Origin of the sequence: Streptomyces sp. 549 (assembly GCF_030124175.1) — a bacterium.
GTDB lineage: Bacteria > Actinomycetota > Actinomycetes > Streptomycetales > Streptomycetaceae > Streptomyces.
Map to the genome: position 1 here is coordinate 24,846 of NZ_JASKMT010000007.1, position 26,946 is coordinate 51,791.

14 protein-coding genes and 1 pseudogene are annotated in these 26,946 nt (G+C 68.5%); 4 read left to right on the plus strand and 11 right to left on the minus strand.

All coding sequences use genetic code 11. The features are described 5' to 3' along the window. Positions 1 to 50: 50 nt before the first annotated feature. Positions 51 to 2,345: an N-acetylmuramoyl-L-alanine amidase gene (locus QNO07_RS10810; RefSeq protein ID WP_283991553.1), complete on the minus strand. Its 2,295-nt coding sequence runs from the start codon at positions 2,343 to 2,345 to the stop codon at positions 51 to 53. Between the two features lie 508 nt (positions 2,346 to 2,853). Here QNO07_RS10810 and QNO07_RS10815 point away from each other — a divergent pair. From QNO07_RS10815 to nqrM, 3 genes and pseudogenes are all read left to right on the plus strand, one after another. Continuing rightward, the gene (locus QNO07_RS10815) at positions 2,854 to 9,111 is read left to right on the plus strand and encodes a DNRLRE domain-containing protein (protein ID WP_283991554.1); all 6,258 of its coding nucleotides are present in this window, start codon (positions 2,854 to 2,856) and stop codon (positions 9,109 to 9,111) included. Positions 9,112 to 9,198: 87 nt separating this feature from the next. Next, positions 9,199 to 9,423, plus strand: coding sequence for a hypothetical protein (locus QNO07_RS10820; protein ID WP_283991555.1), 225 nt, complete (start codon positions 9,199 to 9,201; stop codon positions 9,421 to 9,423). Positions 9,424 to 9,450: 27 nt separating this feature from the next. Next, a pseudogene (nqrM, locus tag QNO07_RS27675) lies at positions 9,451 to 9,567 on the plus strand ((Na+)-NQR maturation NqrM); the annotation flags it as partial. A gap of 1,100 nt (positions 9,568 to 10,667) precedes the next feature. Here nqrM and QNO07_RS10825 read toward each other — a convergent pair. The 10 genes from QNO07_RS10825 to QNO07_RS10875 form a co-directional block, all read right to left on the minus strand. Continuing rightward, positions 10,668 to 11,348, minus strand: a complete 681-nt coding sequence (locus QNO07_RS10825) for a hypothetical protein (protein ID WP_283991556.1) — start codon at positions 11,346 to 11,348, stop codon at positions 10,668 to 10,670. Beyond that, complete coding sequence (locus QNO07_RS10830) at positions 11,345 to 11,707, minus strand: DUF6114 domain-containing protein (protein WP_283991557.1); 363 nt, start codon at positions 11,705 to 11,707, stop codon at positions 11,345 to 11,347. Before QNO07_RS10830 ends, QNO07_RS10825 begins: the two co-directional genes overlap by 4 nt. Further along, positions 11,698 to 12,243 (minus strand): DUF6230 family protein, encoded by a 546-nt coding sequence (locus tag QNO07_RS10835; protein ID WP_283991558.1) that lies wholly within the window; start codon positions 12,241 to 12,243, stop codon positions 11,698 to 11,700. Before QNO07_RS10835 ends, QNO07_RS10830 begins: the two co-directional genes overlap by 10 nt. Before the next feature lie 323 nt (positions 12,244 to 12,566). After that, entirely contained in the window at positions 12,567 to 13,088 is a 522-nt protein-coding gene (locus tag QNO07_RS10840) for a hypothetical protein (protein ID WP_283991559.1), read from the minus strand. A 240-nt stretch (positions 13,089 to 13,328) separates the two neighbouring features. Beyond that, entirely contained in the window at positions 13,329 to 14,555 is a 1,227-nt protein-coding gene (locus QNO07_RS10850) for a beta-ketoacyl-[acyl-carrier-protein] synthase family protein (RefSeq protein ID WP_283991560.1), read from the minus strand. After that, the gene (locus QNO07_RS10855) at positions 14,552 to 14,812 is read right to left on the minus strand and encodes an acyl carrier protein (protein ID WP_283991561.1); all 261 of its coding nucleotides are present in this window, start codon (positions 14,810 to 14,812) and stop codon (positions 14,552 to 14,554) included. Before QNO07_RS10855 ends, QNO07_RS10850 begins: the two co-directional genes overlap by 4 nt. Further along, positions 14,776 to 15,822 (minus strand): NAD-dependent epimerase/dehydratase family protein, encoded by a 1,047-nt coding sequence (locus QNO07_RS10860; protein ID WP_283991562.1) that lies wholly within the window; start codon positions 15,820 to 15,822, stop codon positions 14,776 to 14,778. Before QNO07_RS10860 ends, QNO07_RS10855 begins: the two co-directional genes overlap by 37 nt. Further along, complete coding sequence (locus tag QNO07_RS10865) at positions 15,819 to 17,396, minus strand: AMP-binding protein (RefSeq protein ID WP_283991563.1); 1,578 nt, start codon at positions 17,394 to 17,396, stop codon at positions 15,819 to 15,821. Before QNO07_RS10865 ends, QNO07_RS10860 begins: the two co-directional genes overlap by 4 nt. Then, on the minus strand, positions 17,393 to 18,349 hold the full coding sequence (locus tag QNO07_RS10870; RefSeq protein ID WP_283991564.1) for an alpha/beta fold hydrolase: 957 nt from the start codon (positions 18,347 to 18,349) through the stop codon (positions 17,393 to 17,395). The genes QNO07_RS10865 and QNO07_RS10870 overlap by 4 nt, the downstream gene beginning before the upstream one ends. Continuing rightward, positions 18,343 to 19,365, minus strand: a complete 1,023-nt coding sequence (locus tag QNO07_RS10875) for a 3-oxoacyl-ACP synthase III family protein (protein WP_283991565.1) — start codon at positions 19,363 to 19,365, stop codon at positions 18,343 to 18,345. Before QNO07_RS10875 ends, QNO07_RS10870 begins: the two co-directional genes overlap by 7 nt. A gap of 153 nt (positions 19,366 to 19,518) precedes the next feature. On the opposite strand from QNO07_RS10875, the gene QNO07_RS10880 reads away from it, so the two are divergent. Next, positions 19,519 to 26,925, plus strand: a complete 7,407-nt coding sequence (locus tag QNO07_RS10880) for a type I polyketide synthase (RefSeq protein WP_283991566.1) — start codon at positions 19,519 to 19,521, stop codon at positions 26,923 to 26,925. Positions 26,926 to 26,946: the final 21 nt, after the last annotated feature.

Consider the following 26,946-nt stretch of genomic DNA (forward strand, 5'->3'; position numbering starts at 1 on the left):
TCCGTGTCAGCGGAACGCACCACCCCACGCTTGTTCCTGTCACTGTTCGCCTACTTGAGGTAGACGAGCCCGTCGGTGGTGACGGTGGGGCGGTCCTTGGTGCCGACGACGACGATCTTGATGGTGTGCTTGGCGCTGGTGGGCCAGGTCTGGGTCCAAATGGCGTCGCGGTACTTGGTGGTGGCTGATTTCAGGTCGACGGTGGCGGTTTTGGTGCCGTCGACGTAGATGTGGGCCTGACCGGAGGTGGAGCTTCGCGAGACGATCCAGGCGGTGGAGCGGCCGGTGAAGGTCCAGGTGAGGGCGGCGTTCTTGGTGGAGCTGGAGTAGGACTTGCCGCCCAGGTAGCTGGTGGACGAGCGCGTCGCCCAGGTGCCGGACTTGACGCCTGAGGTCTCCTGGAGGATCACCGGGGTGCCGGCCACCGAGGTGGCTGCCGTGTTGCCGGCCTGGTCATGAGCGGTCATCGAGTAGGTGGTGGCCTTGCCCGAGGCGGCGGTGTGGGAGGCACTGGCAGTTGCCGGGAGGTAGGTCTTGGCCACCGGCTGGGTCAGTCGCACCTCCTTCAGGGCCGCGTTGTCGTTGGCCTTCCAACGGAGTGTGACGGGTACGGCGGTGGCGTTTACGGTCCCGGTGCGCAGCGCCAGGTTCGGCTTCGTGGTGAAGGTCGGGGCGGTGGTGTCGGCGATCACGGTGGCGGCGGCGGTGGCGGCGGTCTTGCCTGAGACGTGGATGGCGCGGACGGCGACGGTGTGGGTGCCTGCGGTCAGGGTCGCTGTGGCGGCGGTGGCAGTTCCTGCGGTGGTCGCGACGGTCTTGCCATCGACCAGCAGGTCGTAGCGGGCAATGAGCGAGGCCGGCGTGGTGGCCTTCCAGGCGACGGTGATGCCGGCCTTGGTGTAGTAGGTGGTCCCTGCCTGTCCGGCGCCGGTGATGGAGGTGACCGCCAGGCCGGTCACCGGGCCAGCGGCGCGGGAGCGGACGGTGGCCAACTGGTCGTAGAGCCGGTTGCCGGGGCACTGGGTGTTGTAGCCGTCGCGGTGTCCATGGATGGCGGGAAGCGTCATTTGCGCGCCCTTCGCCCATGTCTTGCCGTAGTAGTTGCGGCCGCTGGCGCCCGCGGTGAGGGTCGCGTTGGTGCTGGCGTCGACGCCGTACTGGCCCAGTTTCCAGGCGGCGATGCGGCTGACGGCGGTGAGGGCCGCGCTGGAGGCGGCAGTGTCGGTGTAGGTGCCGAGAATAGAGATGCCGGTCGTCTCGGAGTTGAAGCCGTAGGCGTGGGCCCCCATGACGGGGCGGTCCACGCCGCCCTTACGGCCCTCGTAGATCTTGCCGCACTTGTCGACCAGGAAGTTGTACCCCATGTCCTTCCAGCCCAGTGTTTGCACGTGGTAGGCGTAGATGCCGCGCACGACCTCGGGGGCCTGGTCGCAGGTGTAGGAGTTCGACTCGGCTGTGTGGTGCACCACCACAGCCTTGACCCGACCGTCGGGCAGGTAGCCGGCCTCTTCCGGAGTGATCGACTCATCCGCACCCCAGCCGGCCCGGTCGGTGATCGGCGGCCTGGGTGCCGTGGACGGCGGCGCGGGCGGGACGGTGCTCGTCGCGCTGGCCGACGGGGACGGAGTCGAGACCGGCGGCGAAGACGGCGCGGTGGGCTCCGGGCTCACCGCCGGCGTGCTCGGGACCGGCGTACTGCCTGTCCCTGACGGCTCGGGCTCCGGCTCGGACGTCGGCTCCCCCTCGGTCGGGGTCGGCTCTGCTGAGACGCTCGGTTCCTCGGGCTGTGAGGGCTCCACGGCGGGATCGTCCACGGTGAACGCGGCAGGCTCCATCCCGGTGACGGTCGCCCTCCCGGGATCGACCATGTCCAGACGCAAGCCCTTCGGCAGCCCGGCCGAAGCCTTACCCCCTGCCTCCACTCGCACCTCGACCGCGTCGGACGGTCCTACCCAGGCCGGCTCCGTGCCACCGCGCCTGGCCCCCCGCTCACCCTGCCCACTGTCGCCGTCCAGGGCCAGCCAGTCGGACCAGTTCTTCGTCCCCACCGCTCGCGTCCGCGCCTGGACCGTACCTACGACGCGGGCCGCCGGATCGGTCCAGGTCACTCCCAGCATGCTGAACGGTGCGACGTCGCGCTGCCCCGAGGCCGCACTCCGTCCGCCCTCGGCCACCTTCAGCGCGGCCGAGCGGACCTCGACCTCCACCGGACGCTTCGCCTGCCCCGCTTTGCCATCGTCGCCGACGCTCCCCCCGGGAGGGCTGCCGATCCCCTGGAACACCAGCACCCCCGACACCCCTGCCGCCACCGCGGCAGCCGTGCCCCATATTCGACGCGATCTCATATCGGCCCTTGATTCTCTTGTGTTGTGGTCGAACGAGACCTGACGCAGCGCCTCATCGGCTCGGACAGTAGCGGATACAGATGGTCGGCAGACTCTGCCCTCCTCGCCACGGGGCTCCGGGACCGGGCACGCCGGTGCCAACACGTCTCCGCTCGTGCGGAGTTGCATGTCAACGCTGTCCGAGAACATCTATTTGACGGTTCTTTGGGTGGGAAGCGAATTACAGGAACCCTGTGTGCTCTTCGGGTGAAAGATGGCTTCACCGAACCGTTGCAAGTGATACACATCACGTTCACTCCTGATCGCTCGGAGCCCACTTGCTGTCCATAAATACGCACTTGGCATCTTTACTCGCTCGATATTTTTCCTCACGGTTAGCTTTCTCTTACAAGAGACAGGAAGTGCTTTGAGCGGTATAGGGGATACGCCTCCCTTTGGGAGACCACGGCGTATCGGGGGATTGGGAAGCAGGCGGGTGCGCTGGACTGCTGGCGGCCTTGCTCTGCTGATGTCCGTCACTCTCGTCGAAGGCGCGAGCGCGGCACCGCCGCAGCAGCCGGTGGTGGAGAAGGAGTCGAAGCCCGCTGCGACGCAGGCGGCCGACATCGCTTCGGCGAAGGTGGCGGCCCGGTTGTCGGGCAAGCGGGTCGAGGCTCTGTCGGAGCGGACGGAGACCTCGACGACATGGGTGAACAAAGACGGCAGCCTGACGACTGAGATGTCGTCAGGGCCGATCCGCTTCCAGCGCGACGGGCAGTGGGTCGACGTCGATGTCGACCTGGTGCGGCGGTCGGACGGCTCGGTCGAGGCCCAGGCACACCCGGCAGGACTGAGCCTGGCAGGCAAGGGAGGTGCGCTGCCGAAGTCACTCGCGGCAGCGGCGAAAGCGCCCGCCCGTGACCTGGTGACACTGGGCAGCGACGACGAGCAGATCACGCTCCAGTGGAGGGGCGGCCTGCCCGCGCCGAAACTGGACGGCACCCGCGCCACCTACCCTGACGCCCTGCCGGACGCTGACGTGGTCGTGGAGGCCACGCGGACCGGCTTCGAGCAGTTCGTCGAAATCAACAAGCGCCCCACCACAGGCGCCTACTCCTACACGCTGCCGCTGGAGACCGAAGGGCTGAAGGTCAAGCAGCTCAAGGACGGCAGCCTGGTGTTCACCGACGCCAAGTCGGGAAAGAAGAAGCGGGCCGTGATGCCCGCACCGGTGATGTGGGACGCCTCGGTGGACAAGGCCTCCGGCGAGCACACCAACCGGGCCGAGGTCGGCCTGAAGGTCGTCAAGACCGACGACGGCGTGGACTTGGTCGTCACCCCCGACGCCGACTTCCTCACCGACCCGAAGACGAAGTACCCCGTCACGGTGGACCCGTCCACCTCGGCACTGTCGAACGTCTTCGACACCTACGTCCAGCAGGGCGAAACCCGCGACTGGTCCACCGACACCGAACTCGACCTGGGCAACCCCGGCACGAAGAACGCCGACGGCACCCCGCGCACCGCCCGCTCCTTCATCACCTGGAACACCGCGCCGATCTCCGACGCCCTGGTGATGGACGCGAAGCTTTCCCTGTGGAACTTCCACTCCAGCAACTACACCGGTACCTCCTGCCCCACCCAGCCGTGGGAGGTGTGGTCCACCGGGGCTGCGTCAACATCCTCACGATGGGCAGCGCCGAACCAGCCGGCCTGGACGGCGCAGAAAGCCACCTCCTCGGAGACCCGAGGCAATCCCTCCTGCTCGACCCAGCCCGCCGGCTGGATCAACGCCAACGTGACCACGCTGGTGCAGGAATGGGCCTCCGCCAAGGCATCCCGGTCCCACATGGGCCTGCGCGCCGCTGACGAGAGCATCACGCGGCAGTGGAAGCGGGTCAACTCCGCGAACGCCGCCGCCAACCCGCCCAAACTGGTCGTCACCTACAACTACCGGCCACGCACCGGGACCAAGCAGGAAGCCGGCCCGCCGTACTTCTCCTACGGCGGCTCCTACACCGTCAACACCACCACCCCCACCCTGCGCGACACCTTCGTCGACGCTGACGGGGACAAGGTCAACGGCACCTTCCAGATCTTCGACAACGCCACCAACGCCCAGGTCGGCAATGTCCTCGTCTCCAAATACGTACCCTCCGGACAAGTCGCCTCCGTGACCGTCCCGGCAGGCGTACTGACCAACGGTAAGACCTACAAATTCCGCACCAACCCCTACGACGGCGCGCACTACAACACCGGCTGGTCAGCCTGGAAGACCTTCACCGTCGACACCGCCGCCCCCTCCGCCCCCACAAAGATCATGTCGACGGACTACCCGACGAACGCGTGGGTTAAGGGAGCGGGTCAGGCCGGCACTTTCACCGTCACGCCGAACGGCACCGACCACAACTGGCTCGAGTGGTCCCTGGACGGCGTGACGTGGACCAAGGTCGGAACATCCGGTTCAACCGCCTCCAAGCCCATCTCCATCACTCCGCCCCAGGACGGAACTCACACCCTGCAGGTGCGGCAAGTCGACAAGGCAGACAACCAGTCCGAGACGACTGATTACACCTTCCACGCGGGACCGGGCGGCTTCGTTCAGCCCTCCGACGGTGAGCGCACTGTGCGCCGCCTTCCGCTCGTCGCTGAGGCTGAGGCGGGCAAGTACGACTCCGTGTCTTTCTTCTGGCGGCGCTCCGAGGCCGACTCGTGGACGAGGATCCCTGCGGGTGACGTGACCTCGGGCGGTACCGCACTGGCCGCGTGGCCCGTGCCGATGAGCGGCGGCAAGAATGCACCGCTGGTGTGGAATGCCACCGATACCGTCGACCCGGACGGCACGGTGCAGGTCAAGGCCGACTTCACCGGCCCCCAATCTGCCAGTGCGAGCACACTGCCGCTGAGCGTGATAGTGGACCGTGACGCGTCCGGCGCCGCCGATAGCGCAGTGGGCCCGGGGTCGGTCAACCTGCTGACGGGTGACTACACACTCTCCGCCACCGACGCGTCCGGCTTCGACCTTTCGGTTTCGCGTACGGCTTCCTCCCGCGTCCCGGACAAGGGTGCCAAGCAGGAAGGCCAGGCACCCATCTTCGGCGAGGAGTGGCTGGTTGGCACTGCGGCGGAGCAGACGGAATCGGATTTCTCCCATATCCGCAAGGTGTCCGATACTGCAGTAGCGGTCATCGACGCAGAGGGTGAGGAGACACACTTCACCGCGAACGCGGCAAAGACAAGTTGGATCCCTGAGCCAGGCGCCGAGGACCTGACACTGAAGGGCAGTACCACCAGCTCTTTCACTCTGTCCGACACTGAGGGCACAGTAACCGCGTTCACCAAGCCTGACACGGCGGCCACCACCTGGCAGGTGTCCAGCACACTGTTGGATGGCCTGACGAACAGCACGACCACCATCGTTTCCGAGACGGTGACCGTCGACAACAAGAAGGTCGCTCGCCCCAAGCAGATCCTTGCTCCGACCGCGGCCGCGACCGCCGCCGCCTGCACGGCCGATCCGGCCACTAGGGGCTGCCGTGTCATGGAGTTCGTTTACGGCGCTTCCACTACCGCCACCGACGCCACCTTCGGCGACGTGGCCGGTCAGGTGAAGGAAATTCGCCTGTGGTCCACCGCCCCAGGCGCTGGCTCGGCGACTGCCAAGTCCGTCCAGATGTATCTCTACGACGGCAGTGGTCGCCTGCGCCAGACGTGGAATCCGCAAATCACCCCGTCGCTGAAGACCGAGTACGATTACGACAGCGCTGGCCGCGTGATCCAGCTGGCCGGGCCAGGCGAGGTGCCGTGGACGTTCACCTATGGCAAGGCCGGCAACGCCGTAACCGCCGGTGAAGGCATGCTCCTCAAGGCATCGCGCCCCGCACTGCAGCAGGGCACAACGGATACCGAGTCCGGGTTTGCTGCCACCAGCGTCGTCTATGACGTACCGCTGACCAGTGCCACTGCCCCCTACAAGATGGGCGCCGCCGATGTGAAGGCATGGGGCCAGACCGACGCCCCCACCGACGCCACTGCCGTCTTCCCGGCCGACGCTGTCCCTGCCTCCCACTCCGGCACCTCCCTTGCTGCCGCCGATTACAAGCGCGCCCAGGTCACCTACCTGGGCGTCTCCGGCCGCCAGGTCAACGCGGTCTCTCCAGGCGGCCATATCTCCGCCACCGAGTACGATCGCTTCGGCAACACCGTCCGCGAGCTGTCGGCCGGCAACCGCGCCATCGCCCTCGGCCTGACCGCTGACGACAGGGCTACCCAGGCAGACCTGGGGATCGGCCAGCTCCCTGCCATCGAGCGTGCCGACCTGCTCGCCACGAAGTCGGTCTACAACGAGACCGGCACACGCGAACTGGAGGAGCTCGGCCCACTGCGGCGGATCGAACTCGCCGCAGACCTGAAGTCCGGAAACGCGACGCTGGTATCTGCCGGCACGTCGGTGACCGCCCGCACCTGGACGGTCAACGAGTACGATGCCGGACGTCCAACCGACGGCACTGCCAAGGTAAAGGACCAAGTCACCAAGGCCACCATCGGTGCCCAGGTCCGGGAGCACTCCGCCGTCCTCGGTGAAGCTCGCGCCACGCAGACTGTCTATGACTGGGCTATGGGCCTCCCGACGAAGACGGTCAAGGATCCCGGTGGCCTGGCGATCGCTGAGGCCACCGAGTACGACGCCCAGGGACGTGTCACCAAGCGGCTCCTTCCCGGAGCCACAGGCACGGACGCGGCCACCAACGTGACCACCTACTGGGCCGCTACGGGCACCGGTGCCTGCCAGGGCCGCCCTGAATGGGCTGACCTGGTCTGTTCCACCGGCCCGGCCGGCACCATCACCGGCGGCGGCGCCAACCCGGCACAGCTGCCGACCACGACCACCGAGTATGACTGGTGGGGTAACCCTGCCAAGGTCACCGAGGCTGCCAACGGCGTTACCCGGACCACGACCACCACCTATGACAACGCCGGACGCGCGACCAAGACCGCGATGACTGGTGGCATCGGTCAGGCAGTTCCGGAGACCTCCACTGAGTACGATCCGGCCACCGGGCAGGCCGTCAAGACGATGTCGTCCACCGGCGGCACGATCATCAGGGTCTACGACAAGCTCGGCCGCCTGATCTCGTACACGGACGTGGACGGGGGAACGACCAAGACCGAATACGATCTGCTCGACCGGCCAGTCAAGGTCACCGACACCGCGCCGTCTACGGTTACCTACAGCTACGACCACACTGTAGAGCCGCGCGGCATGGCCACTAGCACCGCTGACTCTGTCGCGGGCACCTTCCGCGCAGCCTATGACGCTGACGGCTCTGTCAGCAGCGAGAAGCTGCCCGGCGGCTACACGGTCAAGCAGACCGAGGACACCACCGGCTCGGTGCTCGACCGCACCTACACGCGGGACAGCGACGGCACGATCGTCTACTCCGACACGGTGACCGAATCCATCCACAGCCAGGTCACCAGCCACGCCGGCTGGTCCGACCAGACCTACCGCTACGACACCACCGGCCGACTCATCACCGTCGAGGACACCGCGAACACTGTCTGCACCAGGCGGACGTACACCTTCGACAACCGCACCAACCGCAAGACCCGGACTTCCGCGACCGGTACTCCCGGCGCGGACTGCCCCACCACGGGAGGCAGTACCACCAACCACACCTACGACAGCGCCGACCGCCTCGTGGACACCGGCTACGTCTACGACTCCTTCGGCCGCACCACGACTGCCCCGGGCAACGGCACGATTGGCTACTACGCCAACGACCTCGTCCGCCAGCAGACTGCCAACGGCAAGCGCCAGACCTGGCAGCTCGACGCCAACCACCGCTTCCGCTCCTGGAAAGTTGAAGCCGGCAGCGGCGCCACCTGGACTCAGGAGCAGTCCAAGCTGAACCACTACAGCGGTGATGGGGACAATCCCCGCTGGATCGTCGAGGACACCGCCTCCGGCGCTTTGACGCGCAATGTCAACTCGGCATCCGGCGACCTGGCCGCGACTACAGGTAAGACGGGCGACACCGTTCTACAGGTGACGACCATCCACGGAGGCGTGGCTCTTCAGCTCCCGCTCACTGGGGGCAGGGCTCCGATCGCGCTGGACAGCGATGAGTACGGAAACCCCCGTGCCGGGCAGCCAGCGACACGCTACAACTGGCTTGGCGCCAAACAGCGCTCCACCGAGACACTCACCGGTCTCGTCCTCATGGGAGTTCGTCTCTACAACCCAGCCACCGGACGCTTCCTGTCCATCGACCCCGTTTATGGCGGCAACGCCAACGCTTACGAGTACGTCAATGCTGACCCGCTCAACCGGTACGATCTGGACGGCAAGTGGGGTTGGGCCAAGAAGAAGTGGAAGAGCTTCAAGAAGAGTGGTGTAGGCCGGCACATCCGCAGGAATCGTAAGTTCTACGGCTGGGCAGCGGCAGCTGGCATCGGCGTCGCAGGAGCAGCGTGCCTTGCTGCCACCGCAGGAGTCTGCGCCGGAGCTGGCGGACTCTTCATTGGAGCGGCGCTCGGTGCTGCCGGCGGCACGGCGAACTACCGCATTGGAACGGCTAGGAGAAGCCGGTCAGGGTACTACCGAAACGCAGCCTTCGGCGCGGCGACAGCCTTCAGTGGTGGAGCCATAGCACGGTGGCGACAGGCAGGGACCCCTCAGACTGCACGCAGATGGGCAGATGGCTTTCGGAGAGAGAAGAGCTATGGAAAGCATCGCCGTAAGGTGAACCAGCACTGGGGATTCGGAACACGCTGGATCAGGTGACCTGAAACATACTCAAGTGGTCACGGTGCGGGGCCTTTCGCGGCCTGGCCCCGCACCGTGACCCATTGTGTGACACATGGAGAAGGAATGACGAACAAGGAAGATCACCAGCCTGAGTCAAGGGGGATGCGCATTGTACTCCGCGCGGATCGCTTTTCCTCGTCGCATTGGGGGATAATGATTCTCACTCTGCTGATCTTCGTGATGGCCATCACCGTCTCGATACCGGGAATTATTGCAGCGATCGCCATCTTGCTCAGCTGGTCTTCTGTTGCGTTTTTCGCAAAGAGATATGAACAAGGTCATCGATAACTTCGCACTCGCGGCTGCTCAGGCAGCTTTGGTGGTCTGCAGGCTGATGGCTGGGAAGGCGAGTGCAATTGCAAGGGCAAGTGTGATGTCCGGGGTCGGAAGTATCCGGGCACCCAAGAAGCGGTCGTAGTGGCGAACGCCTAGTGCAGGGGCTCCAGGGCAGGTGATCGTCGCCATAGATAGATCATTCGATAGTCTCGCGACGGTATCCACTACTCGAGTGAAAACCCCGTTGTGACTGGCAAGTGCCTTGGACCCGAACTGCTCGATGGGTTAAGCGTCGCGTATGGTGCGGGTCGGGTTCTAGGGTGAGTGGGTATCGCCGTAGGTAGGTAATCCGAGAGGTTGCGGCGGTACCCACTTCCCACTTCCCCGTGGGTCGCCGCAGTCATCGGAAAGGGGAAATTTCCATACGGGCGCCTCGGGGAGAAGGAGGCGAAAACTATGGGCCGACGCTGACTGGATAACACATACGCAGACATCTTCCTTATTGGAGGTGGGCTCGTGGTTGCATTTTCTGCCCCTAATGCAATATCGAGGTTAATGCGGGTCTCTGGGTCATGGGCTGGGTTATCCTTGCAGTTCGGTGTATAGTGCGAGGGCGTATGGGGATAATGGATGCGTGTGACGTAACTGAACCTTTTTCATTCTGTGCTGGAGAGTGCAACAGGCTGGTCAGAGGGCATGGTGTCGCTCTGCTGGCGCAGAGTTGCCTTCCGGCTGTGCGGTACGTACCGCACAGCAATGCGGTTGCCGCGGATCGAGACGGACGCAGCGGGGCGTAGTCGGATGTGAATGTCCGCCTCTGTGACGTTTCCGCAGGTGAGACGCGTCTCCCTTTTAGGTTCGAGTCCCACCCGCCCCACCACAGCCCCAGGGAAGAATCGATCTGACCTGGGGAGGAGTGGTTTTCGGGGGTGTTTCGCGTGCGGCGGACGCCTCGCAGCGGCGTGGCGAACGTGAGGTCTTGCACCCTTCGACGGTGAGCCCTGTGCGGCTTGACCTGAGGTTCTGTGGGGGACGCCTCCGTGGAAGCGTTGTGGAACGGTCCCACGGCCGCTGAGGGGGCATCCCACTCCGTTGAGCCCCACCGCGTCGGCGCGTAACCGCACCGTCGTCGGTGAGGGGGACTGGACATCGGTCGGGCCTTGAGGAGGCCGACGTCCCGTGCGTCGCGGACCGGTGCGACGGCGACGGGAGCAGGTCACAGTGGTGGTCGCAACAGAACCTCAGCACCGTAGCGACTACCGGTGACCCACTTGGAGAGCAGCATCCGAGATGCGCGCCGCCTTCGTGCGCAGGACCAATCCCGAGATCCGTACATCGGTGAGCTCCATCCACTGCACCGTCAATGCCGGAACGAACACGGAGGTGTGGGTCGGGCCGCTCAGCACCACCGGCAGCAGACCCAGCAAACGCCCCTCCACCTGCCGGGCCATCATCTCCACCGGGCCTTCCAACACCATCCGGGACGCCCGCACGCTCCCGGAGGCTCCAGCGACCCCACCAGGAAAGCTCAGGACCGCCTCCTCCACCACGACCCGCTCAGCACGGCAGCGCACCATCGCCTCACCTCGATCGAACGCCCCCTCGACGCGCAGCCCTTCAAGTACCAGACGCCGCGCCGTAAACGATGCCCGCTCAACGCCTGCGTCGTGTGCGTCGGCCGGCCGCAGTTTCACCACCGCGCTCAGACAACGCAGCAACCGATGGGAAGCGTCGAGTGACCGGCCACCCGGCGAACCACCCTGACCGGCTTTTTCGTCGCAGGCAGAAACAGACGTGGCATCTCCGGTGACCCGATCGGGGCTGGAAGCCGTCTGCTCTCCCCTCACGCCTGCGGGATCGTTCCCGGCCGCCACGCCCGTCCAGCACGGCACCAAGGCCATCGCCGTGCCTGCGGCCAATGCCTGCTGCAGCGTCACCCGGCCGCGTCCGGGCGGGGGCGCCGCGCCACGGCGAGGGATCCAGCCGTCAGGCCCAGCAACAGGCCCACGCCCAACCCGCCGAACGTAGCGGTGAACCACGACAGCAACGACACGGCCATGATCCACACCCCGGTTGTGCGGCTGTTCTGCGGCCGCAGCAACAGCCGCACGGCCAGCGTGGCCCACCCCGCGGCGGTCAGTACCGGCAGCATCCCCCAGGTCTGCTGCAGAGCCAGGAACGGGAGGTTCACCAGCGGCACCACCACGACGGTGGCAGCGGCCGCGAGGGCCAGCACCGCTGGGGTCCACGGCCGCGTCAGACCAGGAGCAGGGCGCCGACGGCCGGTCAGAAGCATTCGTGCCGCCCGGCGCTCACCGACAGGCGCATCCCGGTCAGATGGAACATCCCGGCCGTCATCGAACTCGTCTGCTGCCGCAAGTCACGAATGACGAGACCGGAAGCCTGCTGGCTGTAAGCGCCGGCCGGCCCGGCGGCGCTCGGCACCCGACTGTCCGCAGCGTCCCGCCCCAGCTCCAGATCACTGAACGTGATGTCCCCCCGCATCCGTTCGAGATCGATCACCAAGTCGTCGATGCGCACCGGACTCTCCTCCCCGGCTTCGACCCGCAGTGTCACCGCTCCCAAAGGGGTCGGCGTGATCACGGACTGACACAGGTCCCGCAGGGAAGCCGAACGGATCGCAGTGACGGCCACCGGTCGGCCCTTGCCCGACCGGTCTGTGCCAACCGACGCGTACTGCACGAACCCCTCGCCCTCCAGCCGGCTCGCAGACACCTTGAACGCGGTACCGGACACCGCGAACGACATCGGCACACCGGCAGCCGCGCCCGCCCACGCCAAAGACATCGCGCAGATCACCCCGAGTGTCATGCAGCCGGCGAACCCGGTCCAGCTGTAGGCCCCCCGGCGAGCAGATGACCGAGAACGGCGGTGACGCGCGTGCACGAGGGGGCCCTTTCGAGAGAACGCAACCAAGATCCGCTGAGACGCCACCCGGCACCCCCGTGACGGCCGCTCCAGAACGTGCCCTGTCACCGCGGCCTCATCCGTCATCCAGGGCATCGCTGTCCCCGCCTTCGCCTCTCCAGCCGTCATGTCCTTGGCAAGACGGCCGCAGCCCGACGGCACCTGCGAGGAAACCTCGCAGAGCGCCATCTCACAGCGGCCGGCACGGCAGACATCGAGGGTGGTCCCTACCAACCGACCTTCACCGCGTTGTAAGCCTGCTTGCAGTCGGCGTTGGTGGCCTGGTTCTCCAGCTTCTGCATGGACGTGGCCCAGACCTTCTTGGCGACCTTCTCAAGCTCCCGCGTCTCGGCCGGGATGTTGGGTGCGTACTTCTTGATCGTCGCGAGGGCGGACCGGGCGAACTTGTTGCACACCGGACCGGCGGCGTTCCGGTAGCCGGTGTCCAGGTCACCGGCCACCGCCTTGCCGTTCGCGGTGGCCCAGTTGTTCCAGGCGGAGCACGCCGCCTGTGTGAACGCCGCCTGATCAGCCTCGCTCAGGCTGAGTACCTCGACCAGCACGGTGTTCTGGACCTTCTGAGGGACCGTGAAATCCACGACCGGGAACTTGTCGAGCGTTTCGAGCAGGGCCGTCTGACAGGCGGGCGGCAGCTCGGCCGCTTGCGCGGAGGCGGGCGTAGTCAGTACGGAGGCGGACACGATCACCGCGGTGAGAGCGCCGCGCTGGACGATGCGCGAGGAGATCATGGTGGGCGGTTCTCCTTGGGATGAGGTCGATTATCGGCCAGGCACGAGAGACGCCCGGTTACAGAACGATCGCGGCTTCTCCGGGGCACGGCCGATGCGGGGAAGGGCCGGAAGCGCAGACACGCCTCCCGAGCGAAGCCCGGTACGGCTTGTCGATGAGCAGCACGTCGGTGTCATGGATGAGCGCGAGGGCGAGATCGAGCCCCTGCCGTGTACCGCACGGAGCATGGTTCGAGTCGGTCAGGAAGCCCTGGCCAGAGCGAGGACGACGTTGTGGCCGCCGAAGCCGAAGGAATGGCTGACGGCTACTCGGATGTCCTGCTGACGTGGCCGTTTGGTGACGCAGTCGATGTCGAATTCAGGTGCCGGAGCTTGCAGGTTGGCGATCGGTGGCACTGTGCGGTGCTCGACGGCGAGCACGGTCAACGCGGCCTCGACAGCTCCGGCCGCGCCCAGGCTGTGGCCTAGCACGCCCTTGGGTGCGGTGACGCTGGGGCGGTGCGGCAGTACGCGGGTGATCAACGCCGCCTCCCCGGCGTCGTTGAGCGGAGTGGAGGTGCCGTGCGCGTTGACGTGGTCGACGTCCTGTGCGGTCAGACCCGCCTGTGCCAGCGCGGTGCGCAGGGCTGACTCGGCACCGTTGGCTCCTGGGTCCGGGGCGGTGGGGTGGTGGGCATCCGAGGTGCTGCCGCAGCCCACCAGCCGGGCGCGGGAGCGGGCGCCGCGAGCAGCGGCTTGCTCCTCGCGTTCCAGGACGAGGACGCCCGCGCCCTCCCCCATGACAAAACCGTCACGGTCGGCGGCGAAGGGCCGGGATGCCGCGGTGACCGCGTCGGCGCGTTGGGACAGGGCGCCCAGGCGCCAGAAGCCGGTCGTCGTCGTGCGGTTGATCGCCGCTTCCGTGCCTCCGGCCACCGCGACATCGCACTGGCCTGAGACCAGAAGGTCGCGGGCCACGGCGATGGCGGTGGCGCCGGAGGCGCAAGCGGAGGCCGGAGCGAGGCTGGGACCGTGGGCCTTGAGGTCGATGGAGACCTCGCCGGCCGCCATGTTCAGGATGATCTGGGGGACGGTGAGCGCCGAAACCATGTCGGCACCCAGTTCGTCCAGGCGCCTGGCCTGTTCTTCGTATACCGCGCCTGCTCCGAGTCCGCAGCCGATGACGACGGCGACCCGGTCGCCGTTCCAGGTCCCGGGATCGAGACCGGCGTCGTGTACGGCCTCGCGGGCGGCGAGTATCGCGAGTTTCGCGTTCCGCGACATGCGCCAGGCGTCGCGCCCGATGCGCTGGTCCAGGGCGTCGGCCGAGTGAGGGACACGGCAGGAGAAGTCCACGGGCAGGCCGGTGAGCGTCGGGTCGGGGGTCGCGGTGCTCACGCCGTGACAGACCGCTCTCCAGGTGGCGTCGGCGTCTCCTCCAGCCGGGGTGACCAGACCGAGACCGGTGATGGCGACGGGCGCAGTCATGAGGATGTCTCCGTCCTCGGGTTGGCCGCGAGCAGCGCGTCGAGGTGGTCGGCGACCTCGGTGACGGTCCTGCCGAGAGCGGCGTACTCGCTGCTGATCTTGACCGCGAAGCGCTCGTGCAGGATGAGCACCATCTCTGTCAGGGCCATGGAGTCCAGGCCCAGTTGCTCCAGCGTGGCCTCAGAGTGAATGGCATCGTCCGGGACACGGAGGGAGCTGGTCAGGACGGAACGGAGGGCGTCGTAGGTTTCGGGCACGGTGTGTCCTTGCTGTCGTCGAAGGCAGACGGGGCGGTCCGGGTAAGTTCCGCGAGGCCGGCCTCGAATCCGATCGGTGGTTCGAAGGACAGCTCGCGGCGCGCTGCGGTGAGGTCGAAATAGTGTGGTTGCAGCAGCTCCGCCACCAGGAAGCGGCTCAGCGCCAAGGTGCGCGGGCTGCGGACCATGCGCAGGTATGTGTCGCTGACAGCAGCCGTGGCCGTCGCCAGGCGTGGCGGGACGGCGCACCAGCGGGCGCTGATACCCGCGGCCCGCAGGAAGTGGTGGGCGATCTCGCGCAAGGGGCGTGGGTCGTCCTGGCTGATGAAATAGGCGCGGCCGCCGGCCTCGGGTGACCGCTGCAGGTGGTCCAGGGCGAGAAGGTGGGCGTGGGCGGCGGTGCGGAGATGGGTGGTGTCGACGAGGTTGCTGCCGTCGCCAGGCATCAGCAGGCGCCCGGCCCGTACGGCCCGTGCGAGGGCGGGGGCAAAGTGGGGGTCGCCCGGACCCCAGATGATGTGCGGACGCAGCGAGACCGTGGCCAACTCCGGGCTGTTGGCCGCGAGGACCAGGGCCTCGGCCATGGCTTTGGTCTGCGGATAGGCGGCCAAGTGGCGGGCAGGGCGAGGAAGGTCCTCGGTGACGCCCTCCAGACCACCGGGCCGGAAGGCGACGCTCGCGGTCGAGGTGTAGACGAGCGTGCGCACCTGGTGGGCACGGCACTGTTCGATGACGTTGCGGGTGCCGACGACGTTGGTGGCCCGGTAGAGCCGCATCGGACCGCTGACCCCGGCCAGAGCGGCGTTGTGGATGACGGCGTCACACCCGGCGACCGCGCGGGAGACGGCGTCCGCATCGGCGAGATCGCCCAGGTGCTGCGGGACTCCCAGCTGCTCCAGAGCGGGGCTGGGGCGGCGGCTGAGAGAGGACGCGGCGATGCCGCGTGCCGTCAGTTGGCGGCAGATCTCCAGTCCCAGGAATCCGCTTCCTCCGGTGACCAGTACCTTCATCGAGTCCTCCTGCGCAGGCGCTTGGCGGCCCAGCCCGCCAGCCGTAGACGGTCGATCTTGGAGTTGTGCCGGGGATCGGTGGGGAAGCCGGGGTGCAGGAGCAGGACGTCGATGCGGTGCCCTTCCGGATGGCCGTTCAGGGCGGTGCGTACAGCTGCCAGGGCCGCGGCGCGGGGGGTGGTGGGCATGGGCTCCACGCACAGGACGGGCAACTGGCATACGGCCGTGCCGGCGCCGACCAGAGCGGTGCGGCGAATGCCGGGAGCGGTGTCGGCCACGGCCTCGATGTCCTCGGTGGTCATGGTGAAGCCGGTACCGGTGACCAGGTGGGCTTTGCGGCCGAGGAACCAGAGCCGGCCCCGGTCGTCGAGTCGGCCGAGATCTCCGGTGCGGTGCAGTACGCCATCACTGATGACGTCCTTCGTAGCGGCGTCCGCATCAGGACGTGCGTGGTAGGCGGGGCTGACGGTGGGGCCGGCGACGGCGATCTCGCCGAGTCCGGTGGGGTCCGCGTCCAGGATGTGGGGTTGGATGCCGGGCAGCGGCCGGCCCAGACACGTACCGGCCTGCCCGGCGGGTGGCTGGATGTGTGAGGCCCGCAGGTCGTGGTCGCCGATCGCCGAGACGGGCAGGCATTCGGTTGCGCCGTAGACGCTGAGGATCTCGGTGGAGTCCGGCACGGCCTTGCGCAACGCTTCGGCGAGGTGGAGACGCAACGGGGCGCCGAAGGACAGGATCTGCCGGACCGAGGGCAGGGCGATGCCGTGGCGGGCGCAGTGATCGGCGATCAGGGTGAGCACGGCGGGTGAGGCGATGATCTTGGTGACTCGGTGCTGCAGGATCGGCTCGACGAGTTCTCTCGGCGATGTTCGGGCCGGAGACAGGTGGTTCACGGCCGGGACGAGCGTGGTCAGGCCCAGGAGCGGGCCGAGCATCGCGACCGGGAGGAATCCCGCGAGGAGTACGTCTTCGGGCCGGGGGTCCAGCAGCGTGGTGAGCGCGTCGAGTTGTCCCGCCAGGGTGGCGTAGCGGTACTCCGCGCCTTTGGGACGTCCGGTGGAACCGGACGTGAAGGCGATGATGGCCAGCTCGTCGCCGTCGGGCTCCTGCGGTCGCAGGGTCGGGACACTGCCACCCGGCGCCCGGGTCGCCAGGCGCCGGCCGGGAGCGAGCAGCGGCCGGCCGGTGACCAGGGGGATGCGGACGTGGGGGCGGCCCCACCCCAGGATCTGGCGCCCGAGATGGGCCAGCGGTTCGCCGACGAAGACGTCCGGTGCGATGTCCTGCAGACAGCGGCGCACCTCGGCGCGTGGCTCGATCAGGACGGGTACGGCACCGAGGGAGCACAGGGCGTACACGACGGCGGTGAGGTCGTACGCGTCGCGAGTCATCACGACGGCCCTGTGGCCGGGCCGGACACCGGCCTGGTGCAGCGCTTGCATGAGGCTGTGGCACCCCTGCACCAGGTGGCCGCGGTCGGTCGTACGGGAGGTCCCCTTACGGCAGCGGATGAGCGCGATGGCGTCAGGCTGGTCGGCCAGGCGGGCGATGACGCCTGGAGCGGTCGCGGTCATCGGGTTCCTTGCAGGAAGTCACGGATGCGGTCACCGAGTTCGACTGCGGCGTCTTCCATCACGAAATGGCCGGCCTCGGGAAATCGATGGATGGCCGCGTGGGGACAGCGGCGGGCCCACTCCTCCAGCAGCTTCGGGGTGAACACCGGATCGCGCATGCCCCAGCCGATGAGCGTGGGCAGTGCGGTCAGGGCGGCTTCGGCGCCGGGAGGTTCGAGCAGCCGCCATACGGGATCGTCGTTGTCACGCGGGATGGCGCGGACGGCGTCGGTGACGGCCCGTCGCTCGGAGCGCCTGGCATAGGGACGGAGGTAAGCGCGGCGCTCGGCCGGCCTCAGCGGGTGGTGCACTCCGGCGTGCACAGCGGTGCGTGCGAAGCCGTTGGTGAGGTGCACGACGTCGGCCACCAGTGGGTGGTCGCGGATCCAGCGCAGGTAGAACGGCAGCCGGAAGCCGCTGGGCCAAGGAAAGGCCACGGTGTTGCAGATGACCAGACGGGCCACGACCCCGGGGTTCCGCAAGGCCCAGGCGATGCCGAGCGGACCACCCCAGTCGTGCAGGACGAGCGTCCAGCCCTGCTCGGGCAGCCCCTCGTCCTGCACCAGGTGCTGGTAGAGGAGGTCCAGGTGTTCCAGCTGGACACGGTAAGGGTCCGGGACTCCGGCGGTCGGCCTCAGATGCCGGGACAGGCCGAAGCCGGGCAGATCCGGTGCCAGGCAACGGGCATGAGGGGAGAGCCGGTCGACCAGTTTGCGCCACGCGTAGCTCCATGACGGATTGCCGTGCAGGAACAGGGCCGGCTCCCCGGAGCCGAGGTCGACGTAATGCTGTCCGGTGGCCGGCACACGCCGCCAGTGCCGGGGTGCGGGGTAGCCCGGCATCAGCCGTTCCAGCGCTGCGGTGCGGTCCGCCTCCGTGAGTGCCGGGGCACGCCCGGCCTTCGTGGTCACCATCGGACGAGGGCCAGACCGAAACTGAAGCCGCTGGCCACGCCGATCATCGCCACGACGTCCCCGTCCTCGACGCGGTCGGCTTCCCGTGCCTTGACCAACTGCAGAGGGAGTGAGGCCGCCGCGCAGTTGCCGTGCTCGGCCACCGCGGGCATGCACAAGCTCTCGGGCAGGGAGAACGCGTCGAGCATCTGCCGGTATTGCGGCATGGCGATCTGGTGGAAGGCGACGAAGGCGCCGGTGCGTGCTGCGGCGAGTTCGTCGCCGGCAACGGCAAGGATTGCGGGGAGTACATCGAGCAATCCCTGGCGCAGGTCCCCGTTCAGACGCAGCGTGGTGTGGTCGTCATGGACGGAGCGCTGGTGCATGGTTCCCCCGCCGGACACGGTGCAGGCTTCCCAGGCGGCGGAGTTGCTGACGAATCGCATCGCCATGATGCCCGGGCTGTCCTCGCCCGCGGGCCCGGCGGTGAGCACCATCGCGGCGCCGGCGTCCGACGCGGTGTAGCCGGGCAGGGCTCTGAGAAGCGCCTGCCGGTCAGGGACGTTCCAGCGCGTCACCAGGGAGCCGGCCTCCCCGCAGACGATGAGGACGGCGCGGTAGCGGCCGGTCTCGATGAACGAGGCGGCTGTCTCCATGGCGTTGAGAACGCTGTTGCAGGCGTTCTTCACGTCGAAGACCGGGCAGGTGGCGCCCATCTTGGCGGCCACCAGGTGTGACGTGGCGGGCTCGATCAGGTCCGCGGCGGTAGCGGCGAACAACAGCAGGTCGATGTCGTCGATCCGCAGGCCGGCCTCGTCGAGTGCCTTCCGGGCGGCGGCTACGGCAAGGTCCGAGGCGTTCTCCCCGTCTCCTCGCACATGGACACCGCGCACTCCGGTGAGGTCTTCGAGTAGGCCAGGTGGCGGTGTGTAGGCTCCGCTCTTCGCGATCTTCTCGCGGACCTCGTCCATGGTTCGGTAGCGGGCCGGCAAGTGGGCAGCGACGGCTGCGACGCGGGCACGGGCGGGTTCAGGCACCGCGTCACCGTAACGGTGCCCTGTCGCGCGTCGAACCGAAAAACCTCCCGAGAAGCACCCTTCACTCTAAAGAGGGACAGATATTGGCTTTTCAGTTCCGTTGTGCCTTTCAATCCAGGCAAAGCCTGCAATCGGTGTGAAAAGGCGGGGGACATGGCAGAGCAGCAGCGTGAACGGTCCGTAGCGGTAGTGGGGGTCGGTTGCCGGCTTCCCGGCGGAATCACCGACCTGGACGGACTGTGGTCCGCGCTGCGTGACGGGCAGGACATGGTCGGCGAGATGCCCGCCGACCGGCTGCCCAGGGACAGGATGGTCGACCCGGGGGCCGTACGTCCCGGCCGCAGCTACACCGCCGCCGGAGGGTTCCTCACGGACGTCGCCTCCTTCGACGCCCCCTACTTCGGAATCTCACCCGCGGAGGCGCGGCACATCGACCCGCAGCAGCGGCTCCTGTTGGAGATGGCGGCGGAAGCGCTCGACGACGCCGCCATTCCTGCCGAATCGCTGGCGGGGTCGGACACCTGCGTCTACGTGGGGGTCTCCGATCCCGCCTACGGCACGACGCTCACCTTGATGCAGGACCACAAGAGCCCGCACACCATGCCCGGTGCGACGCTCTCCATCGCGGCGAACCGGATGTCGTACGCCTTCGACCTGCGCGGGCCCAGCATGGCCGTCGACACCGCCTGCTCCTCCGCGCTGGTCGCCGTCGACCGCGCCTGCCGCACGCTGCGCGAGGGCTCCAGCCGTGTCGCTCTGGTCGGCGGCGTCAACGTGCTGAGCAGCGCGTACTCCTTCGCCGGATTCTCCTACGCGGGCATGCTGTCGCGGCGCGGACGCTGCTCGGCCTTCTCCGCGGACGCCGACGGTTTCGTCCGCGCGGAAGGTGGCGCGGTGCTCGTCCTCAAGCGGCTCGAGGACGCAGTGGCCGACGGGGACCGCGTCCACGCGGTGCTGGCGGCCACCGGCAACAACACCGACGGCCGCAGCACCGGCATGATCGTGCCCAGCGCCGAGGTCCAGCAGGCTCTGCTGCACGCGGTCTACGCGGAAGCCGGCATCAGCGCGGACGACCTGGTGTACTTCGAGGCCCACGGCACAGGCACCCAGGTCGGGGACCCGGCGGAAGCCGAAGCCATCGGGCGGGCGTTGGCCCGTCACCGGCGCAGCGGCCCCTTGCCGGTCGGGTCGGTGAAGACCAACCTGGGCCACCTGGAGCCCGCATCCGGAATGGCGGGCCTGCTCAAGGCGATCCTGGTCCTGCGCCACCGGGTCGCGCCCGCGTCGTTGCACGCCCTTCCGCTCAACCCCGCGATCGACTTCGACGGCCTCGGACTGTCCCCGACGGTCGAGCCCGTCCGACTTCCCCGGGGACAAGCGGCGGCCGTGGGCGTGAACGCCTTCGGCTTCGGCGGAGCGAACGCCCACGCCGTCCTGACTCCGGCCCCCTCCGTTCCCCAGCCCGACTCGGAGCGGGCCTGGGCCGACCGTCCGCTGCCGCTGGTCGTCTCCGCACGCTCTCCCAAGGCGCTGAAGCAACTGGCCGCCGGGATGGCGGAGCGCCTGCGGGCCACACGGCCCGAGGAGTTCTACGACCTGGCCTACACCAGCACGGTACGGCGCAGCGCCCACCCGCACCGCGCGGCGGTCATGGCCGCCGACCCGCAGGACGCCGCCCGGCAGCTGGACCGGCTGGTGGCCGGGGAGCCCGCCCGCGGAGCGATCGTGCGAAGGAACGAGCAAGGCGGCACCGTCTTCGTGTTCTCCGGGAACGCCTCGCAGTGGCCGGGCATGGCCGCGGACCTGCTGGAGCACGAGACGGCTTTCCGCGCGGCCGTCGAAGAGGTTGACGCCGCCCTCGCCCCGCACCTGGGCTGGTCGGTGGCCAAGGAACTGGCATATCCCTCCCCGCGTTCCTGGCAGCGGACCGAGATCGCCCAGCCCGCCCTGTTCGCCGTGCAGGTCGGCCTGACCGCGCTGCTGGCTTCACACGGGTTGCGGCCGCAGGCGGTGGCCGGGCACAGCGTCGGGGAGGTCGCCGCCGCCCACACCGCCGGAGCCCTGACTCTGGAACAGGCGGCACTGGTCATCGCCGAACGCAGCCGCACCCAGGCCACCACCGCGGGCCGGGGCCGCATGGCCGCCGTCGGAATGGACGAGCAACAGGCCCGCGAGGAACTGCTGCGCTACGGCGGCGCGCTGGAGATCGCGGGAATCAACAGCGACCGTGCCGTGACCGTCGCCGGCTCCGCCAACGAACTGGCTTCATGGGGGCAGGAGTTGGTAGACCGCGGCGTCTTCTTCCGCGAGCTGGATCTGGACTACGCCTTCCACAGCCGTGCCATGGACCCCATCGAGGAACCACTGTGCACAGCTCTCGAAGGGCTGACTCCTGGCACGGCCCGCATCCCCTTCGTCTCCACCGTCACCGGCACACCGCTGAGCGGACCGGAACTGGACGCGCGCTACTGGTGGCGCAACGTCCGCGAGCCGGTCCGCTTCGCCGAGGCCGTCACCCACCTGGTGTCCGAAGGTGCCGGCAGCGTGGTCGAGATCGGCCCGCACCCGGTGCTGCGCCCCTACCTGCGCCACACGGACATCCCCTACGTCGCGACCCTGCACCGGGACGGTGACGGCCTCCGCGAGACCGCGGCGACGGTTGCCGCGCTGCTCGCCGCCGGCACGACCACCGACTGGCAGCGTCACTTCCCCCGTCCCGGCCGTGTGGCCGAGCTGCCCGCCTACCCATGGCAGCACGAACGGTACTGGCACGGCACCGTGCACGACCAGATCACGCACACCAGCGGCTCCGGCGAGCTCGACCACCCGCTGGTGGGCGAACGGATGCCCGCCCCGCACCCCGTGTGGCACGGCACCGTCGAGCCGCAGCTGGTGCCCTGGCTGGGTGACCACAAGATCGGGGACGACGTACTCATGCCGGCCGCCGCCTATGTGGAGATGGCTCTGAGCGCCGGCCTGCGTGCCATGGAGCGCCCGGTCGAAGTACGACACCTGGAGATCAGCCGCCCACTGGCTCTCCCCTGGCCGGATCCGACACCGATCGCCCTGCAGACCGCCGTCACCCCCGACGACGGCGCCCTGGCCATCAGCGTCCGCGAAGAACACGGCGGTGAGTGCCGGCCCGTCGTACGAGCCCAGGTCCGCACCCTGCTCGGTACGGCGCCGTCTCCCCTCGACATCGACGCCCTCCGAGCACGCTGCGGCAACGGCCTCAGCGGTGCGGACTTCTACCGGACGTGCCACCGCATCGGACTGAACTGCGGACCGGCCTTCCAGCTCATCGAGCACCTGGACATCGGCGAGGGGGAGGTCCTGGTCTCCTACCGGCTTCGACACCCCGCCGGCGCCTACACCGCCCACCCGGTACTTCTCGACGCGCCGCTGCAGGCCACCGTGGCCCTGTCCGAACTCACGGCGGAATCCGCCGGCTTCCTGCCGACGGTGTTCGGGTCCGTGCGCGTGTGGCGCGCCCCCGCGACCGCCGGAGTCGTGCATCTGCGCCGTCGCAGCCACAGCACCAACGAGATCTGCTGGGACATCACCTACGCCGACGCCGACGGCACGGTCACCGTCGAGATCGACGGCTGCCGTACCCGCCGCGGCGGCATGACGGAACGCACCCCCCTGGCCGTCCAGCGGACCGTTCTGCGGGCCGCCCCGCGCACAGGCACGCCCGCACCTCCCTCTCCGCTTCCCGCTCCTGCCGAGGTGGCGTGCGCGGCCGAGCCCCGCATCACCGCCGCTCGCGCCGCCCTGGACGAGTGTGGCCACCACCGGTTCATCGCCGCCGCCGAACAGGCCGGGTCCCATTGTTGGGCCAAGACGCTGCACGGCCTTCTCGCCGACCCGACAGCCCCGTTCTCGATGCGTGATCTCGTGAGCGGAGGACTTCAGCCCCAGCACCGCCGCCTGGTGCGGCTGATGATGCCCCTGCTGATCGAGCACGGCCTCGCCCGCCCCGTGGGAGAAACCTGGCAGTTGACCGAAACCGAGGTCCGCCCCGAGAAACTGCTGCGCGGCCTCGTGGAGGACCATCCCGCGTTCGGATCCGACACACTGCTCCTCAACCGGCATCTGCGCCGCCTGGCCGACGTGGTGCGGGGCAGCGTCGACGCACACGATCTCCTGCTGCCAGGAGACAGCGCGTACGACCAACTCCGCGAGACCGGCCCGGCTCACCGCTTCACCCACCGTGCTGTGCAGGCCCTCCTCGGCGACATCGTCACCCGGTGGCCCGCCGACCGTCCGCTGCGCGTCCTGGAGGTCGGTGCGACCACCGGTGCCCTGACGGCCGCCGCGCTGCCCATGCTGCCGGCCGATCGGACCCACTACACCTGCACGGCCGCCACCGCCGCCGGTCTCACCCGCGCCCAACACCGTTTCGCCGGCCACGATTTCGTGGATTACCGCCCCCTGGACCTGAACGCCGACCCGACCGGCCAGGGCCTGCCCCGAGCCGGTTTCGACCTCGTCCTGGCCGGCGACGCCGTGCACGCCACCCACGACGTGGCCGCGACCCTGCGGCATCTGCACGCCCTGTTGGCTCCCGGCGGGCATCTGCTGGCCACCGAACAGCACCACGCTCAGCTACAGGCCTTGCTGTTCGGCACGGTGGAGGACTTCTGGGAGCGTGGCGATCATTCCCTGCGCCCCGTCTCCCGCATCCTCGCCCGCGAACCGTGGGTACCGCTGCTGCGCCGGTGCGGCTTCCCCGACCCGGTGCAGATCGGACCCGAGGACTGTTCCGTGATCCTCGCCGCAGCTCCCCACAGCCATGCCGCCGAGACCGAGGTACCGGCACCGGTTTCTGGCGCATCCTGGGTCATCGCGGTGGAGGACGACACCGAGAAGCAGACCGCGCAGGCCCTGGCAGACCTTCTCGGCGAGGCCACCGTCGTCACCGCGTCCGAGGAGGCCGATGCCTGGGCCGGAGCGCTGACCACCGACCGCGAGCCGCACATCGTCCTGCTGCTGGCCGAACTTCGACCGCAGCAGTCCGTCGTCACCCTGACCACCCGTCGCGCGGCTCTCCTGCGCGCCCTGGCCGCGGCCTGCGACAGCCTCCACGGCCGCACCAGCCCCAAGCTGTGGCTCGTCACCCGCCCAACTGGCCTGTTTCCGGCCCCGGAGCAGCCCACGCATCCGGACGACGCAGCCGTCTGGGCCGCCTGCCGCACACTCGCCAACGAGCGACCCGACCTGCGCGTGCGACGTCTCTCCTGGCAACGCAGCGGTGCGACGGCCGCCGACGCACACCGCCTCGCGGGCGAACTCCTCGCCGCAGACAGCGAGGAGAGCGCTCAGGAGGACGAGATCGTCCTGACCGCGCACGGCCGCTTTGTGCCTCGGCACGTCCAGCACGCGGAAGACGAACCACCCGCCACCCCCGCCGACACGCCGTTCATTCTGGAAGCCCGCGACCCGAGCCTGAGCCGACGGCTGATCTGGCGGCAGACCGATGTCCCCGAACCCGGGCCGGGGGAGGTGGCCCTCGACATGCGGGCCGTGGCTCTGAACTACCGCGACGCCATGCGGGCCAACGGCCTGCTGCCGCCCGAAGCGGCGGAGAACAGCCCCCTCAGCCGGGGTCTGGGTACGGACGGCGCCGGCGTCGTACGCGCCGTGGGACCAGGCGTGGAGGGCCTGGAACCGGGCGACAGGGTCTGTGGCCTCGTGCCCGCGGCCCTTGCCTCCCACGCGACGACCGACGCCGCCGCCGTCGTCCGCATCCCCGAGGGGATGAGCTTCGCGGAAGCGGCGACCTTCCCCGTCGCGTTCCTGACCGTCCATCACACCCTGGTCAACCAGGCATGCCTCAACCGAGGGGAGACCGTACTCGTCCACGGTGGAGCCGGAGCCGTAGGCATGGCCGTCCTGCAATGCGCCCGCAACCAGGGGGCCCGGGTCATCGCCACCGCCGGCACGGAGACCAAACGCGACCTGCTCCGCACGCTCGGCGCTGAACACGTCCTCGACTCCCGCAGCCTGGACTTCGTCCCCCAGGTACGAGAGCTGACCGGCGGCCAGGGCGTCGACGTCGTGGTGAACTCCCTCAGTGGCGAAGCCATCGCCCACAACCTCGACCTGCTGCGCCCCAACGGACGGTTCATCGAACTCGGCAAGAGGGACATCTACCTCAACAACCCGATGACGCTGCGCCCTTTCCACCGCAGCCTCTCCTTCACCGCCTTCAACCTCGACGCCGCCATGGAGTCCCCGGCCCTCCGCTCCCGTCTCGTCTCGGTCTTCGACGAGCAGATCAGCCGCCAGGACTACCGGCCGCTGCCCCACACGACCTACCCCGCCGCCCGCGTCGAGGAGGCCTTCCACCTCCTGCAACACTCCCGGCACACCGGCAAGGTCGTCATCACCTTCGACCCCCTGGACGAACCCGTCCTCGTCGAACCCGCCCCCGGCACCCTCACCCTCGACCATGAGAGCACCTACATGATCACCGGCGGGCTGAGCGGGCTCGGCGCCGCCACGGCCCTCTGGCTGGCCGACCACGGGGCCCGGCACCTGGCCCTGCTCTCACGCCGCGGACCTGACACTCCCGAGGCACCCGCCCTGCTCCGGCAACTCATCGACCGTGGCGTACACGCCACGGCCTACGCCGCCGACGTCACCGACGAGACCGCACTGCGCCGGGTCATCGAAACCGTGGACGCCACAGGACACCCGTTGCGCGGCATCGTGCACGCGGCCATGCACATGGACGACGCACCGCAGTCCGAACTCACCGACGACCGGTTCGCCGCCGTGCTGGCGCCCAAGGCGGCCGGCGCGGCACTGCTGGACCAGCTCACCACGGACCGTAACCTCGACCTCTTCCTCACCTACTCCTCCGTCTCCGCCACCATCGGCAACCCCGGCCAGGCCGCCTATGCGGCAGCCAACGCCTACCTGGAAGCACTTGCACGGGTCCGGCACAGCGTCGGCAAGCCGGGCACGGCGCTGGCCTGGGGCCCCATCGGTGAGATCGGCTACGTCGCCCGCAGCGGTATGGAAACGTCCATGGCTGAACGCGGCCTCGACATCCTCGCTCCCTCAGAGGCCCTGACGACCGCCGGCCACCTTGTCGCCGCCGGCACCGTTGTCGCCGGAGCAGGACGCTATCGCTGGGGAACCGCGCGCCACCTTCTGCCAGTTCTGGCCACCCCGCGGTTCGCCCGCCTGGTGCCGCTCTCCTCCCTGGCTTCCCCTGACGCCCGAGACGAGCTGCTGGGGGCGCTGGCAGACCTGCCGACGGACGAGGCAGTACGAAAGATCACCGACGCGCTCGGACACCTCCTCGCCGGAGTCCTGCAAACCGATCAGGGCGACCTGGACCCCACCCGCCCCGTCACCGACTTCGGACTCGACTCGCTGCTCGGTATGCAGTTCCTCGTCGGCGCCCGTGATCTTTTCGCCGTCCGCCTCGCGCCGGCGGACCTGGCCACCGGACGCACCTTGAGCCACTTCGCCCGCCTGGTCCACCAGCGTCTCGACCTTCCGGGGCACGGGAATCAGCCGGAGCGTGGACCCGACGTCACCCCTTAGCTTGTTCTTGATCTTCCGGCC